This window comes from Alsobacter metallidurans (genome assembly GCF_014636935.1).
Lineage (GTDB): Bacteria > Pseudomonadota > Alphaproteobacteria > Rhizobiales > Beijerinckiaceae > Alsobacter > Alsobacter metallidurans.
Genome location: NZ_BMES01000001.1, coordinates 459,544 through 473,281, shown reverse-complemented (window position 1 = coordinate 473,281; position 13,738 = coordinate 459,544). Strand labels below are relative to the sequence as shown.

The following is a 13,738-nucleotide window of genomic DNA, read 5'->3' as shown; positions in this document are numbered from 1 at the left end:
CGCCTCGCGGCGAGCCGGGCCTGCCCGGGGTCAAGCCTTTGCCTTCAACCGACTCAGCAGTGGCGCCAGGAGCGACTTGCTCGCTTTCTTGGTCTCGCCCTTGCCGACGAGCATGCGGGCCAACTCCTGGAAATTGTCCGTGATCTTTCCGTTGGCCTGCACCTCGGCGATCATCTGGCCGTTGTTGGCCGCCGTCCCGAAGAGCTGCGGATCGAACGGGAAAACCGCGGCCGCGTCGCAGTCTAGCGCCTTGGCGAACTCAACCGCCGAGATCTCGGGACGCTTGGGCATGCCCTGCATGTTGAGGACGAGCTTGGGCCGACGGTCGTTGATGCGAGCGTGGCGCAGGTTGTCCATCAGCACCTTGGCGTTGCGCAGGTTCGCGAGGTCCGGCGCCGCCACGATCACGATGTCATCCGCGCCGATCAGCATGCGCCGGGACCACGCGGTCCACTGGTGCGGCATGTCGAGCACGATGCAGGGCGTCGAGGCGCGCAGAATGTCGATCACGGCGTCGAAGCTCGTTTCGCCGAAATCGTAGAGACGGTCCAGGGTCGCAGGCGCGGCGAGCAGGCTCAGCTGCTCGGAGCACTTGGACAGGAGGCGGTCGAGAAAGGCGGCGTCGAGGCGCTCCGGCGAGAAAACCGCCTCGGCGATGCCCTGCGGGGGATCCTGGTTGAAGTCGAGCCCGGCCGTGCCGAACGGCAGGTCGAGGTCGGCGATCACCGTGGAGGTCGCCAGGCCGCGCGAGATCGCCCAGGCAAGGTTGTGCGAGATCGTCGAGGCGCCGACGCCGCCCTTGGCTCCGATCACCGCGATGGTGCGCCCGACCGGGTCGGCGCCCGGCGCGTTGTAGAGTTCCGACACCGCTCGGATGAAGTCGATGGGGCTGATCGGCGCGATCAGGTAGTCGCTGATGCCCCGCCGCAACAGATCGCGATAAAGCACCACGTCGTTGACGTGGCCGATCACCACCACCTTGGTGCCGGAGTCGCAGGACTCGGCCAGCTCGTCCAGGGAGGCGAGCAGCTTGCGGCCGTCGCCCTGGGCGTATTCGAGGATGATAAGGTTCGGCGTCGCGGCCGTGCGATAAACTTCGGCGGCCGCGTGGGCGCCGCCCATCTGGACCTTCAGGTGGACCTTGTCCATGCGCCGGTCGCGCGCGGACGTTTCGATCATCGAGGCGACCTCGGATGTCTCGCAAAACGCCTGGATGGCGATGCGCGGGACGTTGGCGAGATGGTGCGCCTGGCCGAGTTCGGCGGAGTCCTGCATCGTGGCGATTCCCGAATGCATCAGTTTCCTCCGCTGCTGCCGGTGACCTTGGCGGCTTCGGTCTTCCAGCTCGTGCTCGGATCAGTGCCCTTGCGGGCGTCGTCGAACACCTTCATGCGGCGCAGCACGTCGGCGCGATCTTCCTGGCGAGCGCGCTGGAGATCGATCGGGTCTTCGACCTGGTTGGCCAACATGGTCTGGTAGGAGCAGCCGAAGTCATAATGCGGCGTATTCTGCCAGCCTTCGGTTGACGCAGGGTTTCCGCTGATGTCGGAACGCCACGTTCCGCATTCGGACGCCACCTTGGCCTGCATCTTGGCGTAGGACAGGCGGATCGGATTGGCGAGGCCGTTTGCGCCGCCCGGGTAGCGTTGCACCTGCAGGAAGGCTGGACCGACGCCCGCGGCCGAAAGGGCGGAGCGAACCGCAGAGGCGGCGCGCTGCGAAGCGGCCCCTGCCGTCGGGTCGTTCGGCACCAGCATGGTGAGCGGGCCACGGCCGGTGCGGCGGTAGTCCGCCGCGAAGGCGCGGACGTCCTCGGCCTGGCGCGCATCGAGGCCGGCCATGTTGCGGCTCAGGAACACGTCGAGCGTCGTCGGCGCGTAGGTGAGCGCGATCGGGTGGCGGACGCGGTAGTCCGTCGGGACGATCGAGCCGGTGACGCCGCTGTCGCTCCTGCAGCCCGCGAGCGCGAGAGCGACCGCTGCGGTCGCGCCCAGCAAGCCGAGGCGGGAGGCCGGGACGGACCGGGAGGAGGCGATGCCGCCGCGGCGGCGAATGAACTGCTGCTTGAACACTGGCGCTCTCCTCAATCCACCACGAAGCCGGCCCGGCCCTTGTAGTTGGCCCGGCCCGCGCCATTGTTGACGCCGTAAATGCGGTTCAGGCGGCCGAGCAGGATCGCCTGCGGATCGCTGGAATCCGCGAAGCCGTCGGTCGGGCGCGCGACTTCCTGGGCGTTGGTGGGCTTCGCGATATAGGGTGTGACGGTGATGATCAGCTCGCTGTCCTCGCGCTGGTAGTCGCGCGAGCGGAACAGGGCGCCGATCACCGGCAGGTTCATGAGCCCCGGGAAGCCGTTGATCACCTGGCCGCTGCGGGTCTGGATCAGGCCCGCGGAGGCGAGCGAGGCGCCGGACGGCAGTTCCACGGTGGTCTCGACCTTGCGGGTCTTGAACGCCGGAGCCTGCGTGCTGTTGCCGATGGTGAGCTGGTTGCCGTAGTCGATGTCGGTGACGTCCGTGGAGACGTGGAGGCTTATGCGGCCTTCCGACAGGACGATGGGAGTGAAGTTCAGCGCGACGCCCACCGGCTTGTATTCCACGCCATAGGTGCAGCGGGCGGTGCCTGCGTCGCAGCTGTAGCTGCCCGGAACCGGGATGGTGCCGCCCGCCATGAACTTGGCGCTCTCGCCCGAGATGGCGGTCAGCGTCGGCTCGGCGAGGGTGCGCATGACGCCGGCGCGCTCGGCCGCGTTGAGCGTGAACCTGGTGCCGTTGATGGTGGCCGAGATCGCGTTGGCGGAGAGCGCCTGGCGCTGCAGGGTGAGCGGGTTATCGAACAGCAGCTTGCCGGCGAAGTTGCCCATCTGCCAGTCGCCGGTGATGTTGAGGCCGAGCTGCTTCAGCGCCGAGCGCTGGATCTCGGCGACCGTGACCTTCAGCATCACCTGGTCGCGACCCTTCACGGTGATGGAGTTGATCACCGTGCCGGCCACCGCATTGGCCCCGACCGCCGAGGCGCCGACGAAGCCCTTGGCGATGTCCATCGCCTGCAGGGCGTCGCCCGCCGACGAAACCGCGCCGGTGAGAACGATGGTGTCCTGCACGGCGACCACATTGACCTCGCTGCTCGGCATCGCGGTCTTGAGCAGCCGGCGCAGGACGTTGAGGTCGCGGCCGATATTGACGTCGAGATTGGCGATCTGGCGCCCCTCGGCGTCCATCGCGATCACGTTGGTCTGGCCATCCGCCGAGCCGATCACGAAGATCTTGCGGGTGGAGCGCACGATGGCGTTGGCCACTTTCGGGTTGGCGACGAACACTTCCTTGGCGTCGCGCGGCAGTTCGACGATCACCGACTTGCCGATCCCGAGGTCGACGCGACGGGGCTGGCCGCCATCAGCATTCGTGATGCTCAGCGTCGAGGGCGTGACGCTCTGGGGCAGAGCCGGCGAGCCCAGCAGCAGCGAGAGCGCCGCCGCGGCCGCAACCGGCAGCCCAGTCCGGCGCCCATGTGAGTTGAAGATGGCCATGATCGAAAAATCCTTGCCTGACCTGGTCACCGCTGGGACGCCGTGCCGTAGCGGACGACGGTGACGCCGACGTCCTCCGACTTCACGATCTGCTCGTCGGTCTTGGAGACGTCCTGCAGGCTGCGCAGCGACAGCGAGAGCTGCCCCATGCGCTGGGCCAGCGTGACGGTCTCGACCTGCCGCGGGTCGAGCTCGAGGGTTGCGGTTTCGCCGACCACCACCTTCTCGCCGTTGCGCTCCTGGATGTTCTGGCCGATCGCCAGCACGCGGACGTTGCGCAGCAGCGTCTCGCTCACCACCACGTCGGAGCCCTGCACCTTGGAGGCCTGCTCGTCGCGGTAGATCCGGATCACGTCGACGCGGTCGTTGGGGAGGATGAAGCCGCCCGCCGTGTTGGCGCCGCGGTTGTCGATCGTGATCGCGAGAGCGCGGGACCCAGCCGGCAGCAGGGCGGACATCACGCCCGTCGAGTCGGTCTTGACCAGCTTCTCGCGGCGCACCGGCTCGCCGCCCAGCATGGTGGCGCGGGCGATTGAGCCCGACACTTCCTCGACGCCCGTGGGAGTCGCCTGGCGGGTGATCATGCCTGGCGCCACGCCGTCATCCGGCCAGGGCTGCCATTTCAGATCCTTGGGACCCACGATGCCGCCGAGCGGCACGTCGGCGGCCACGACCAGCACCTCGACCTTCCGGACCTGAGGAGCGAGCACGATGGGGGCCGGGGCCGGCTGTTCCGTACCGGAGGCGAGATAGAACGCAATGCCGCCAGCCGCGAGCGCGACGCCGAGAATTGCAAGGCGTGCAGGAGTCATGGGCGCCTGTCCAGGTCTGGACCGGGACAACATGACCCGGCCTGAAATTCACCCGGATCATCGACGCTTCATGGTTAAGAAATCGTAAGAACAGACTTTGTTATCGAGAAAGTTATTGACACGTTAAAGTTGTATCACGCGCCGATAGCCGCATTCCAGATCGTGCTGTGCGGGTATACCGCCAAGGCGCCCGCCGCGAGCGCGATCCCGTACGGGATGCCGGTCTTGTGGTGGTGCAGGCGCATCAGCCAAGGCCAGTTCGCGAAACCGGGCAGCGGCACCGCGCGCAGCTGCAGCAGCGCGAGCGTCAGCACGCCGCCAAACACCGACGACACCACCGCATATTCAAGCAGCGTTCCCCAGCCGAGCCAGAGCGCCGTGGCGGCGGCCAGCTTGGCGTCGCCGCCGCCGATCCATCCGGCCGCAAACAGCCCGAACGCGATGACCAGCGTCAGGCCGCCAGCAGCGACATGCATCAGCCAGTCCTGCCAGCCCAGGCCCATCGCGATGGCCATCGGGACAAAGGCCGCAATCACGAGCAGCGAAACCTTGTTGGAGATGCGCATCGACAACAGATCGCTGCAGGCCGCGTAGGCCATCATGCAGGGAAACAGCAGCAACAACGCTAGATCGGTCACGGTCATCGCAGAGCATCCTGGATCGAAGCGGCCAACGCCGCGCGGACCATTCATGCAGGAAATAGATTGACCGGCGGTTAGCTCCACCGAATCGAAAACGGCTCCGAACAGGTCCGGAGCCGTTTTCCGTCAGTTTGACGCGATCAGGCCGATCAGTTGGCCGTCGAAACCGCGGTCGAAACCTTGTTGAAGGTCGTGTTCAGGTTGCTCTTGACGCCCTGCAGGGCGGCAATGATGCCGACCGCGATGATGGCGGCGATCAGGCCGTACTCGATCGCGGTGGCGCCGGACTCGTCCTTCACGAAACGCGAGAAAAGGGTCTTCATCGATTTGCTCCTTGCGAACACTGTTGCACCCGTCTGGCTATTCTTGTTTGCGGTCACCCGACCCGCCAGAACCGAGTACGACCATAGGTTGCAGCGAGTTGCAGACGGGTTAATCGGCGCCGCGAAAATACAATTTCTGCGTGTGTCCCGAATGTGGGTTAACGGCAGCTTTCCAGGCCCGCCGCCTTTTCCAGCGCATTTGACGCGATGACTTTCCGGCGCAGACGCAGCGCGCTCGTTGGAGCGCGATCCCGGGGCGTCGTGCTGAACCGGCGCTGCGGGCGTTGACCCCGCGGGCCCGATCGGGTTCGCTGCGGGTCGGGATCGCCCCAGGAGAAGAACAATGCCCAAGGGATACATCATCGCCCGCGTGGACGTGGACGATGCGGATCAATACGCGCTCTACGCCAAGGGCGCGCTGGAGGCCATGCGCATCCACGGCTGCCGCATCCTGGCCCGGGGCGGCCGCAGCGAAGCGCTGGAGGGACCGGCGCGGCAACGCAACGTGATCCTGGAATTCGCCGATTTCGACACCGCCAAGCGCTACTTCGCGTCGCCCGAGTACCAGAAGGCGCGCTCGTTCCGGGCGCCCGTCAGCACCGGCGAATTCGTGGTGGTGGAAGGCTACGACGGAGCCCAGCCATGAGCGCCAAGGGATACTGGATCGCCCGCGTCGAGGTCACGGACCCGGCAGGCTATGAGAAATACCGCCAGGCCAACGCCGAGCCCTTCGCCAAATTCGGCGCGCGCTTCCTGGTGCGCGGCGGGGCCTTCGAGCTGGCGGAGGGCGGCGCAAAGAGCCGCAACGTCGTGATCGAGTTCGACAGCTACGAGCAGGCCGTGGCGTGCTTCCACTCGCCCGAGTACCAGCACGCCAAATCGCTGCGCAAGGATGCGGCGTTCTCGGACCTGATCATCGTGCAGGGTTACGATGGCCCGCAGCCCGGCGGCGCGCGGTAAGCCGGGTGAAGCGCGAACTCGCGGACGGGGTCGCGATCCGCTACGCGGCGGACGGCGAGGCTGACGCGCTGTTTGCGCTCGCCGCCGAGGCCGGCTGCCCGGCCGACCTCGTTCTCATGGAGGCGCTCGGGATCGCCGGGCGCGTGTTCGTGGCCGAGCGCGCCAACGGAGAGCGACTCGGCGTCGCGGCGGTCGGCGACCTCGACGGCATGATGACGGTGGAGACCCTGGCGGTGCTTCCGCCCGCCCGCCGGCAAGGCGTGGGGTCGGCGCTTGTCACCACCGTGGAGGAATACGCCCGCTGGGCCTACTACGCCTCCGTCCTGGCCGTACCGCAGGACGCCGACGCGACGGACTTCATGTTCCGCCGCGGCTACCTGGCGCTTGACGCCGGGCGGCTCCCCGAGGCCGTGACGCGGCTCGGGCATGGCAAGGCCGTTGTGGCGAAGAAGCTCTAACAGACAATAACCCGGAGGTGGGCACACGGCTCGAGAGATGGAATCGCGACCGCGTTAGCCGAATGTGAAAGTAAACTGACGGCCGCCGACAGAGCCAGTCCCGGTGCCCCGCGTTCCTGTCGAGACGAACTCAAAGGGACCGCTCTGGCCGTTGCTGCAGTTGAACGTACCCTTGCCGTCGCGACGGCTCACGTAAACAAAACTGCCTGTACAGTTGAGGCCCTTGCTGCTCTTGATTTCTAGCGTGCCCCCGCCATCCATGTAGCCGGTGGCGCTCCCAATAAAAGTCTCGTCACCAGCGACGGATTGTCCCTGGACCGGAAGCGTAAGACTACAGCCAGTAGTGCTCAGGCAGAGAAGTGCGAGAACTACGACGCGCATCGGTTTTCCTTGATGTTATGATTTTTAGAACCAAGGGTACAACGTATAGACGCTTAGAAATTGGGCCCGCAAGCTATGGCATCGGCCAGCGCGTCGGATGTCTGCCCTGGTGGTTTCTAAAGAATGAACAGCGGCCCGGGCTTATTTGCCGGCCGTTGGAGCGCGCCGCTTCCGTCGGCCCGTCGAGCGCGGTATAGGAGCGCCGGCCCCCGGCCATCACCGGCCAAAGGAGTGCGTCATGTCGGAAATGCGTCTCGTCGTGGTTGGCGCCGCCGGGCGCATGGGGCGGATGCTGGTGAAGACCATCCATGAGACGCCCGGCGCCACGCTGTGCGGGGCCATCGAGAATGCGGGCTCCATCGCGCTCGGGCAGGACGCCGGCCTGCTGGCCGGCATCGGCGAAACGGGCGTGAAGATCGTGGACGACCCCCTGCCGGTGTTCGCCAAGGCGGATGGCGTGCTGGACTTCACCTCGCCGGATGCGACGACCCATTTCTCCGAGCTCGCCGCGCAGGCGCGCATCGTCCATGTGGTGGGCACAACCGGGCTCGGGGCGGCCGACATGGGGCGGCTCGAGGCCGCCGCACGGCACGCCGTCGTGATCCAGTCCGGCAACATGAGCCTCGGCGTGAACCTCCTGGCCGCGCTCGCCCGCAAGGTGGCGGCGACGCTGGGCGAGGAGTTCGACATCGAGGTCGTGGAAATGCACCACCGCAACAAGGTGGACGCGCCGTCCGGCACGGCGCTGCTGCTGGGCGAAGCCGCCGCGCAAGGCCGCGGGATCGCGCTGGCGGACCATTCCGAGCGAGGCCGCGACGGCATCACGGGCGCGCGGAAGCCGGGCGCCATCGGCTTTGCGGCGCTGCGCGGCGGCACCGTGGTGGGCGAGCACAGCGTCGTCTTCGCGGGTCCGCATGAGCGCATCGTCTTGAGCCATCTCGCCGAGGATCGCAGCCTGTTTTCGCGCGGGGCCCTGCGCGCCGCCCTGTGGGGCCGCGGGCGCAAGCCCGGGCTCTACAGCATGGACGACGTTCTCGGCCTCGCCGACATCTGACCCCCTCGACCGGAGAAAAGCCCCATGGACCGCCTGCTCGTCCTCGTCCGCCACGGCCAAAGCGACTGGAACCTCAAGAACCTGTTCACCGGCTGGAAGGACCCGGGCCTGACCGAAAAGGGCGTCGGCGAAGCCACGGCGGCTGGCCAGCGGCTGAAGGCGCTCGGCCTGTCATTCGACATCGCGTTTACATCGGACCTGTCGCGCGCCCAGAACACCTGCACGCTGATCCTGGAGCAGCTCGGCCAGACCGGGTTGCAGACGATCCGCGACCAGGCGCTGAACGAGCGCGACTATGGCGACCTGTCGGGCCTCAACAAGGACGACGCCCGCGCCAAGTGGGGCGAGGAGCAGGTGCATGTCTGGCGCCGTAGCTACGACGTCGCGCCTCCCGGCGGTGAAAGCCTCAAGGACACGGTGGCGCGCGTGCTGCCCTACTACTGCCAGGAGATCCTGCCCCGCGTGCTGCGCGGCGAGCGCGTGCTGGTGGCCGCCCACGGCAACTCGCTGCGCGCCCTCGTGATGGTGCTGGACCGGCTGACCCCGCAGACCATCCCGTCCATGGAGCTCGATACCGGCGTGCCCCTCGTCTACCGCCTCAACGCGGACTCCACCGTGGACAGCAAGCAGGTGCTGGGGGCCTGAACGGCCCAGGCGAAGGCTGAGCGATGCGCGAGCCTCCTCGCCGTCATTGCGAGCCGCAGACGAAGCAATCCAGCCTTATGGCCGGGCTATTAGGTATGGATTGCTTCGCTGTCGCTCGCAATGACGGGAGGGTGGCCCAGGCGAAGCGCGGCGCGCGCGGTCTCGTGTCGGCGACCGTAAGAACCGCATCTCCCGTTGATCATGCCGCAGCCACACCCTCCCTCGAGGGGGATAGTCGACGGGCGAAGCCCGGCGGGGCGGGGTGATGCCGGGGCAGGTCGCTTTCTCTCAAGAGAGATCAGTGCGCGCTGCTTAGAATTTCAGCCTCACGCCCGGCTTCACCCCACCCCGCAGCTTCGCGGCGACCCTCCCCCTCGAGGGAGGGGTGGCGCTTCGCGCCGGGATGGAGCCTGCCGAGCGTCTCTTACCTCGGCGCCCGCTTGGCCAGGATGCGCTGCAGGGTGCGGCGGTGCATGGCGAGGCGGCGGGCCGTTTCGGAAACGTTGCGGCCGCACAGCTCGTAGACGCGCTGGATGTGTTCCCAGCGGACGCGGTCGGCCGACATCGGGTTCGCGGGCGGCTCGGCGCGGGCTTCGCCGGTGGCCTTGAGGGCGGCGTCGATCTCGTCGGCGTCGGCCGGCTTGGCCAGGTAGTCATAGGCGCCGAGCTTCACGGCCGTCACCGCGGTGGCGATGTTGCCGTATCCGGTGAGGATGATGCCGCGCGCCTCGGGCCGGCGCTCGTTGAGCTCGGCCAGCACGTCGAGGCCGTTGCCGTCGGCCAGCCGCATGTCGATCACCGCAAAGGCCGGAGCCTTCTGGCGGATCGCCGCGACGCCGTCCTGCACGGATTCGGCCGTCGTCACCTCATAGCCGCGCGCCTCCATGGCGCGGGCGAGACGGGTGAGGAAAGGGCGGTCGTCGTCCACGATCAGCAGCGACGCTTCGGTCGCCGCGAGCGCGGCTCCGGCCGCACGGGGGGATAATTGGTCCAGCATGGATTCCACAGCCTCCACGAGAGTCTACGCACCGCAAACCGTTTGGTTCACTCCGCGGCGCGGGACCCGGAGTTCAGAGCGGAAAAGCAGGTTCGGCCGGGGGCTCTGCGACCAGGCCGCGCTCGAAAGCAAGGCGGGGCCAGGTGACCGTCACCATGGCGCCCGTTTCGGGGACGAGGGCGTTGCGCATCGACAGGGTCGCGCCGGAGCGTTCCAGCAGCGTCTTGGCGATGAAGAGGCCCAGGCCCATGCCGCCGGAGTTCTCCTCCGCCGCTCGCGCGCCGCCGCGCGTGGTGACGTAGGGCTCGCCCAGGCGGCCAAGCACATCGGACGCGAAGCCGGGACCGTCGTCCCGGATCGTGACCGCAACGGCGTCGTCGTCCCAGCGCGCGGTGATCCGGACCCGGTCGCGCGCGAAGTCGACGGCGTTCTCAACGAGGTTGCCGAGCCCGTAGAGAAGACCCGGGTTGCGACGGCAGACCGGCTCGGGGCCGGCGCCGCGCGTTTCCACGTCGATGGCGAGATCGAAGGGCCGCTGGGGCCCGGCGATTTCCTCGATGAGATGGCTGAGCCGCATGGTCCCGAGCGGGCCCTCTTCCTCGCCCAGCGAGGTGAGCTTCCCCAGGATGCCGCGGCAGCGCGCCACCTGCTCGAGCAGAAGCGCGATATCCTCCGCGATCGGACCTTCCTTCGGGCCGATGCGGTCGAGCTCCTTGGCGACGAGCGCGATGGTGGCGAGCGGCGTCCCGAGTTCGTGAGCCGCCGCCGCGGCCAGGCCGTCGAGTTGGGACAGATGCTGCTCGCGCGCCAGGACCAGCTCGGTGGCGGCCAGCGCATATGCAAGCTGCCGGGCCTCCTCGGTCACCCGCCATGCATAAACGCCGATGAAGGCGAGACCAAGGAGGATCGCGCACCAGATGCCGGAGCGGTAGGTGAGCGGGAAGTGCAGCTCCTCGCCCGTCGCCCAGGGCAGCGGATGATAGGCGAACAGGAGCACCGTCGAGGCCGCGATCGCCAGCACGCCCAGCCCGAAGGTGCGGCGCGGCGGCAGGGACGCGGCCGAGATCATCACGGGCGCGAGCACCAGCATCGAGAACGGGTTCTGCAATCCGCCCGTGAGGTAGAGCAGCGCCGCGAGCTGGAGAATATCGTAGGCCAGCAGCGCGGTCGCGGCGCCGTCGCTGAGGCGGTAGCTGACCGGAAAGCTGAAGCGCAGGCCCAAATTGAGCGCCACCGAGACGGCGATCACGGTGAGGCAGGCCTCGAACTCCATCGGGTAGGCGAGCCACCACGCCACCACCGCGATGGCGCCGACCTGCCCGACCATGGCGAGCCAGCGCAGCCGCACGAGCGTGTCCAGCCGCAGGCGGCTGCCGCTCGTCGCCAGCGCGCTGCGCCGCAGATCGATGTCTCCCAGATCGGGCATGGGGGGAATGTAGGGCCCGGCGCGCTCAGGTGAAGGCGGGCGCGGCCCACGGTGCGCCCGTGACGCAGAATTGTGCAGTGCGGGAACCCTCCCGCGTTGCTTGCGGTTGTGAGATGTGCCGCAAATCGTCACTTTTGCGTCACAGGCCGCCGAAAGCCGCGGTGGGTTTCACCTTCGGCTAATTGTTTCTCAAAACCTGATCGGTAAGGTCAGGGTTTGCCGCAATGCAGCATCGCCCTCACGCCGGGCGTTGCGGGCGCGGTTCGGCGAGGGAGTACAGCCATGCAGCTTCCCTATTACATGTGGTACGAAGCAGCCCACGCCATGCTCGGACCGGCCCGCGCGCTCGCCGATTCCACGCGGATCTTCTACAACAACCCGCTCAATCCGGTGTCCAAGACGCCGGTGGGCCGCTCGGTGGCGGCTGCCTGCGAGCTCTTCGAACGCACCACGCGTCGCTACGGCAAGCCGATCTTCGGGCTCGACACCACGCTGGTGGGCGGCGAGCGCGTGGCCGTGAACGAGCGGGTCGTCTGGCAGAAGCCCTTCTGCAACATCATCCATTTCGATCGCGCGCTGGGCGCTCGCCGGCCCAATCATCCGAAGCTGCTGATCGTGGCCCCGATGTCGGGCCATTACGCCACGCTGCTGCGCGGCACGGTCGAGGCGTTCCTGCCGTCGCACGAGGTGTTCATCACCGACTGGATCGACGCCCGCACGGTGCCGCTCAGCGAAGGCCGCTTCGATCTCGACGACTACATCGACTACATCATCTCGATGCTGCACCAGCTCGGGCCGGACGTGCACGTCATGGGGGTGTGCCAGCCTTCCGTTCCGGTGATCGCCGCCATTGCCCGCATGGAGGCCGAGGGCGACCCCAAGGCGCCGCTCTCCATGACGCTGATGGGCGGCCCCATCGACACGCGCGTGAGCCGCACCGAGGTGAACCTGCTGGCCGAGCGCCGCGGCATTGAATGGTTCCGCCGCAACTGCATCTTCAAGGTGCCGTTCCCGAACCCCGGCTTCATGCGCGACGTGTATCCGGGCTTCCTGCAGCTCTCGGGCTTCATGGCGATGAACATCGATCGCCATCTCGAGGCGCACGGCGAGATGTTCAAGCATCTCGTGGACGGCGACGGCGATTCCGCCGAGAAGCATCGCGACTTCTATGACGAGTACCTCGCCGTGATGGACCTCACGGCCGAGTTCTACCTGCAGACGGTGGACACCGTGTTCGTGCGCCACGCCCTGCCCAAGGGCGAGATGATGCATCGCGAGTTCCCGGTGGATCTCACCAAGGTCAAGCGTTGCGGCCTGATGACCGTGGAAGGCGAGAAGGACGACATCTCGGGCGTCGGCCAGACGGAGGCGGCGCACCACCTGTGCACCAACATTCCGGACGAGCTGCGCGCCCATTACGTCCAGCCGCGCGTCGGCCACTACGGCGTGTTCAACGGCTCGCGCTTCCGGGCCGAGATCGCGCCGCGCATCGCCGACTTCATCCAGAACTGCGAGCAGCGCTTCCGCAAGCAGCAGGGCAAGGCTTCGCTGACCTCCATCCGGGGCGGCAAGACGGCCCGCGTGGCGGCGGCGGAGTAACGCCCGCCGAAGACGGGCCTGCGGCGTCGACGCCGCAGGCGCGGCGCGTGACAACCCGCCCGCGCTCAAGCACGCTGGCGGGATGATTCTCGGCCTGCGAGTCGCCCGCCCCCCGGCGCGGCAGATGGACCCCTCCCATATCGAGGTGCGCCACAACGGCGACGTGTTTCGCGTCGCGGTGCGGCGCGTCCCGGCCGCGCGCCGCTTCACGCTGCGCGTCAGCGCCGCCACGGGCGGCGTGGTGCTGAGCCTGCCGGCCCGCGCCGATCTTCACACCGCCGTCGACTTCGCCTCGCGCCATGGCGGCTGGATCGCGGCCCGCATCGCGCGCCTGCCGGACGAGGCGCCGCTGGTCCCGGGCGCGATCGTGCCTTTCCGCGGGCTCGACCACCGTATCGTGCATCGCCCAGCCGCGCGCGGCACGGCCTGGATCGAGCAGGGCGCGGACGGCCCTCCCCTGCTGGTGGTCGCGGGCGCGGCCGAGCACGCCCATCGCCGCGTGCTGGATTTCCTGAAGCGCGAGGCCAAGAAGGACCTCGAGGCCGCGGTGGCGCTCCATGCGACCGCGCTGGGCGTGAAGCCCGGCAAGATCACGCTGCGCGACACCCGCAGCCGCTGGGGCTCGTGCTCGTCCACCGGGCGGCTCAACTTCTCCTGGCGGCTCATCTTCGCGCCGCCCTTCGTGCTGGACTATCTCGCCGCCCACGAGGTCTCGCACCTGCGCGAGATGAACCACTCCGCGCGCTTCTGGCGCATCGTCCACCGCCTCTGCCAACGCACCGACGACGCCGAAGCCTGGCTGAAACGTCACGGGGCGGGGCTGCACCGGTTCAGGTAGCGGCGTTCACGAGCCGCAGGGGCCACCCTCCCGTCATTGCGAGGAGCGAAGCGACGCGGCAATCCAGGCGCCGGG

Annotated in this window: 15 protein-coding genes; 7 read left to right on the top strand and 8 right to left on the bottom strand. The window is 67.8% G+C overall.

The window, feature by feature from the left end; genetic code table 11:
• Positions 1 to 30: 30 nt before the first annotated feature.
• From IEV99_RS02065 to IEV99_RS02040, 6 genes are all read right to left on the bottom strand, one after another.
• Positions 31 to 1,296, bottom strand: coding sequence for a CpaE/TadZ family protein (locus IEV99_RS02065; RefSeq protein ID WP_188516067.1), 1,266 nt, complete (start codon positions 1,294 to 1,296; stop codon positions 31 to 33).
• Positions 1,296 to 2,072: a CpaD family pilus assembly protein gene (locus IEV99_RS02060; RefSeq protein ID WP_188516066.1), complete on the bottom strand. Its 777-nt coding sequence runs from the start codon at positions 2,070 to 2,072 to the stop codon at positions 1,296 to 1,298. The genes IEV99_RS02065 and IEV99_RS02060 overlap by 1 nt, the downstream gene beginning before the upstream one ends.
• Positions 2,073 to 2,083: 11 nt before the next feature.
• Complete coding sequence (locus IEV99_RS02055; protein ID WP_188516065.1) at positions 2,084 to 3,529, bottom strand: type II and III secretion system protein family protein; 1,446 nt, start codon at positions 3,527 to 3,529, stop codon at positions 2,084 to 2,086.
• A gap of 26 nt (positions 3,530 to 3,555) precedes the next feature.
• On the bottom strand, positions 3,556 to 4,341 hold the full coding sequence (gene cpaB / locus IEV99_RS02050; protein ID WP_188516064.1) for a Flp pilus assembly protein CpaB: 786 nt from the start codon (positions 4,339 to 4,341) through the stop codon (positions 3,556 to 3,558).
• 134 nt (positions 4,342 to 4,475) lie between these two features.
• Positions 4,476 to 4,985, bottom strand: coding sequence for an A24 family peptidase (locus IEV99_RS02045; RefSeq protein ID WP_188516063.1), 510 nt, complete (start codon positions 4,983 to 4,985; stop codon positions 4,476 to 4,478).
• A gap of 146 nt (positions 4,986 to 5,131) precedes the next feature.
• Positions 5,132 to 5,305, bottom strand: a complete 174-nt coding sequence (locus IEV99_RS02040) for a Flp family type IVb pilin (protein ID WP_188516062.1) — start codon at positions 5,303 to 5,305, stop codon at positions 5,132 to 5,134.
• A 343-nt stretch (positions 5,306 to 5,648) separates the two neighbouring features.
• Between IEV99_RS02040 and IEV99_RS02035 the strand changes: the two genes are divergently transcribed.
• From IEV99_RS02035 to IEV99_RS02015, 5 genes are all read left to right on the top strand, one after another.
• Positions 5,649 to 5,951: a DUF1330 domain-containing protein gene (locus IEV99_RS02035; RefSeq protein WP_188516061.1), complete on the top strand. Its 303-nt coding sequence runs from the start codon at positions 5,649 to 5,651 to the stop codon at positions 5,949 to 5,951.
• Positions 5,948 to 6,265 (top strand): DUF1330 domain-containing protein, encoded by a 318-nt coding sequence (locus IEV99_RS02030; protein WP_188516060.1) that lies wholly within the window; start codon positions 5,948 to 5,950, stop codon positions 6,263 to 6,265. Before IEV99_RS02035 ends, IEV99_RS02030 begins: the two co-directional genes overlap by 4 nt.
• 5 nt (positions 6,266 to 6,270) lie before the next feature.
• Complete coding sequence (locus IEV99_RS02025) at positions 6,271 to 6,723, top strand: GNAT family N-acetyltransferase (RefSeq protein WP_188516059.1); 453 nt, start codon at positions 6,271 to 6,273, stop codon at positions 6,721 to 6,723.
• Between the two features lie 628 nt (positions 6,724 to 7,351).
• Positions 7,352 to 8,158, top strand: a complete 807-nt coding sequence (gene dapB / locus IEV99_RS02020; protein ID WP_188517604.1) for a 4-hydroxy-tetrahydrodipicolinate reductase — start codon at positions 7,352 to 7,354, stop codon at positions 8,156 to 8,158.
• A 24-nt stretch (positions 8,159 to 8,182) separates the two neighbouring features.
• Positions 8,183 to 8,803, top strand: coding sequence for a 2,3-bisphosphoglycerate-dependent phosphoglycerate mutase (locus IEV99_RS02015; protein WP_188516058.1), 621 nt, complete (start codon positions 8,183 to 8,185; stop codon positions 8,801 to 8,803).
• A 424-nt stretch (positions 8,804 to 9,227) separates the two neighbouring features.
• Here IEV99_RS02015 and IEV99_RS02010 read toward each other — a convergent pair whose 3' ends face one another.
• Positions 9,228 to 9,800, bottom strand: coding sequence for an ActR/PrrA/RegA family redox response regulator transcription factor (locus IEV99_RS02010; RefSeq protein WP_188516057.1), 573 nt, complete (start codon positions 9,798 to 9,800; stop codon positions 9,228 to 9,230).
• A 73-nt stretch (positions 9,801 to 9,873) separates the two neighbouring features.
• Entirely contained in the window at positions 9,874 to 11,226 is a 1,353-nt protein-coding gene (locus tag IEV99_RS02005; RefSeq protein WP_188516056.1) for an ActS/PrrB/RegB family redox-sensitive histidine kinase, read from the bottom strand.
• Between the two features lie 282 nt (positions 11,227 to 11,508).
• On the opposite strand from IEV99_RS02005, the gene IEV99_RS02000 reads away from it, so the two are divergent.
• Together IEV99_RS02000 and IEV99_RS01995 are read left to right on the top strand one after the other, a co-directional pair.
• Positions 11,509 to 12,825 carry a polyhydroxyalkanoate depolymerase gene (locus IEV99_RS02000; RefSeq protein ID WP_188516055.1) on the top strand — a complete coding sequence of 439 codons (1,317 nt, stop codon included), beginning with the start codon at positions 11,509 to 11,511 and terminating at the stop codon, positions 12,823 to 12,825.
• Between the two features lie 124 nt (positions 12,826 to 12,949).
• Positions 12,950 to 13,663, top strand: a complete 714-nt coding sequence (locus IEV99_RS01995; RefSeq protein WP_244643461.1) for a M48 family metallopeptidase — start codon at positions 12,950 to 12,952, stop codon at positions 13,661 to 13,663.
• Positions 13,664 to 13,738 lie beyond the last annotated feature (75 nt).

Coding starts and splice junctions, on each gene's coding strand:
- IEV99_RS02065 (WP_188516067.1), bottom strand. CDS start 1,296: ATGCATTCGGGAATCGCCACGATGCAGGACTCCGCCGAACTCGGCCAG.
- IEV99_RS02055 (WP_188516065.1), bottom strand. CDS start 3,529: ATGGCCATCTTCAACTCACATGGGCGCCGGACTGGGCTGCCGGTTGCG.
- cpaB (WP_188516064.1), bottom strand. CDS start 4,341: ATGACTCCTGCACGCCTTGCAATTCTCGGCGTCGCGCTCGCGGCTGGC.
- IEV99_RS02045 (WP_188516063.1), bottom strand. CDS start 4,985: ATGACCGTGACCGATCTAGCGTTGTTGCTGCTGTTTCCCTGCATGATG.
- IEV99_RS02040 (WP_188516062.1), bottom strand. CDS start 5,305: ATGAAGACCCTTTTCTCGCGTTTCGTGAAGGACGAGTCCGGCGCCACC.
- IEV99_RS02035 (WP_188516061.1), top strand. CDS start 5,649: ATGCCCAAGGGATACATCATCGCCCGCGTGGACGTGGACGATGCGGAT.
- IEV99_RS02030 (WP_188516060.1), top strand. CDS start 5,948: ATGAGCGCCAAGGGATACTGGATCGCCCGCGTCGAGGTCACGGACCCG.
- dapB (WP_188517604.1), top strand. CDS start 7,352: ATGCGTCTCGTCGTGGTTGGCGCCGCCGGGCGCATGGGGCGGATGCTG.
- IEV99_RS02015 (WP_188516058.1), top strand. CDS start 8,183: ATGGACCGCCTGCTCGTCCTCGTCCGCCACGGCCAAAGCGACTGGAAC.
- IEV99_RS02010 (WP_188516057.1), bottom strand. CDS start 9,800: ATGCTGGACCAATTATCCCCCCGTGCGGCCGGAGCCGCGCTCGCGGCG.
- IEV99_RS02005 (WP_188516056.1), bottom strand. CDS start 11,226: ATGCCCGATCTGGGAGACATCGATCTGCGGCGCAGCGCGCTGGCGACG.
- IEV99_RS02000 (WP_188516055.1), top strand. CDS start 11,509: ATGCAGCTTCCCTATTACATGTGGTACGAAGCAGCCCACGCCATGCTC.
- IEV99_RS01995 (WP_244643461.1), top strand. CDS start 12,950: ATGGACCCCTCCCATATCGAGGTGCGCCACAACGGCGACGTGTTTCGC.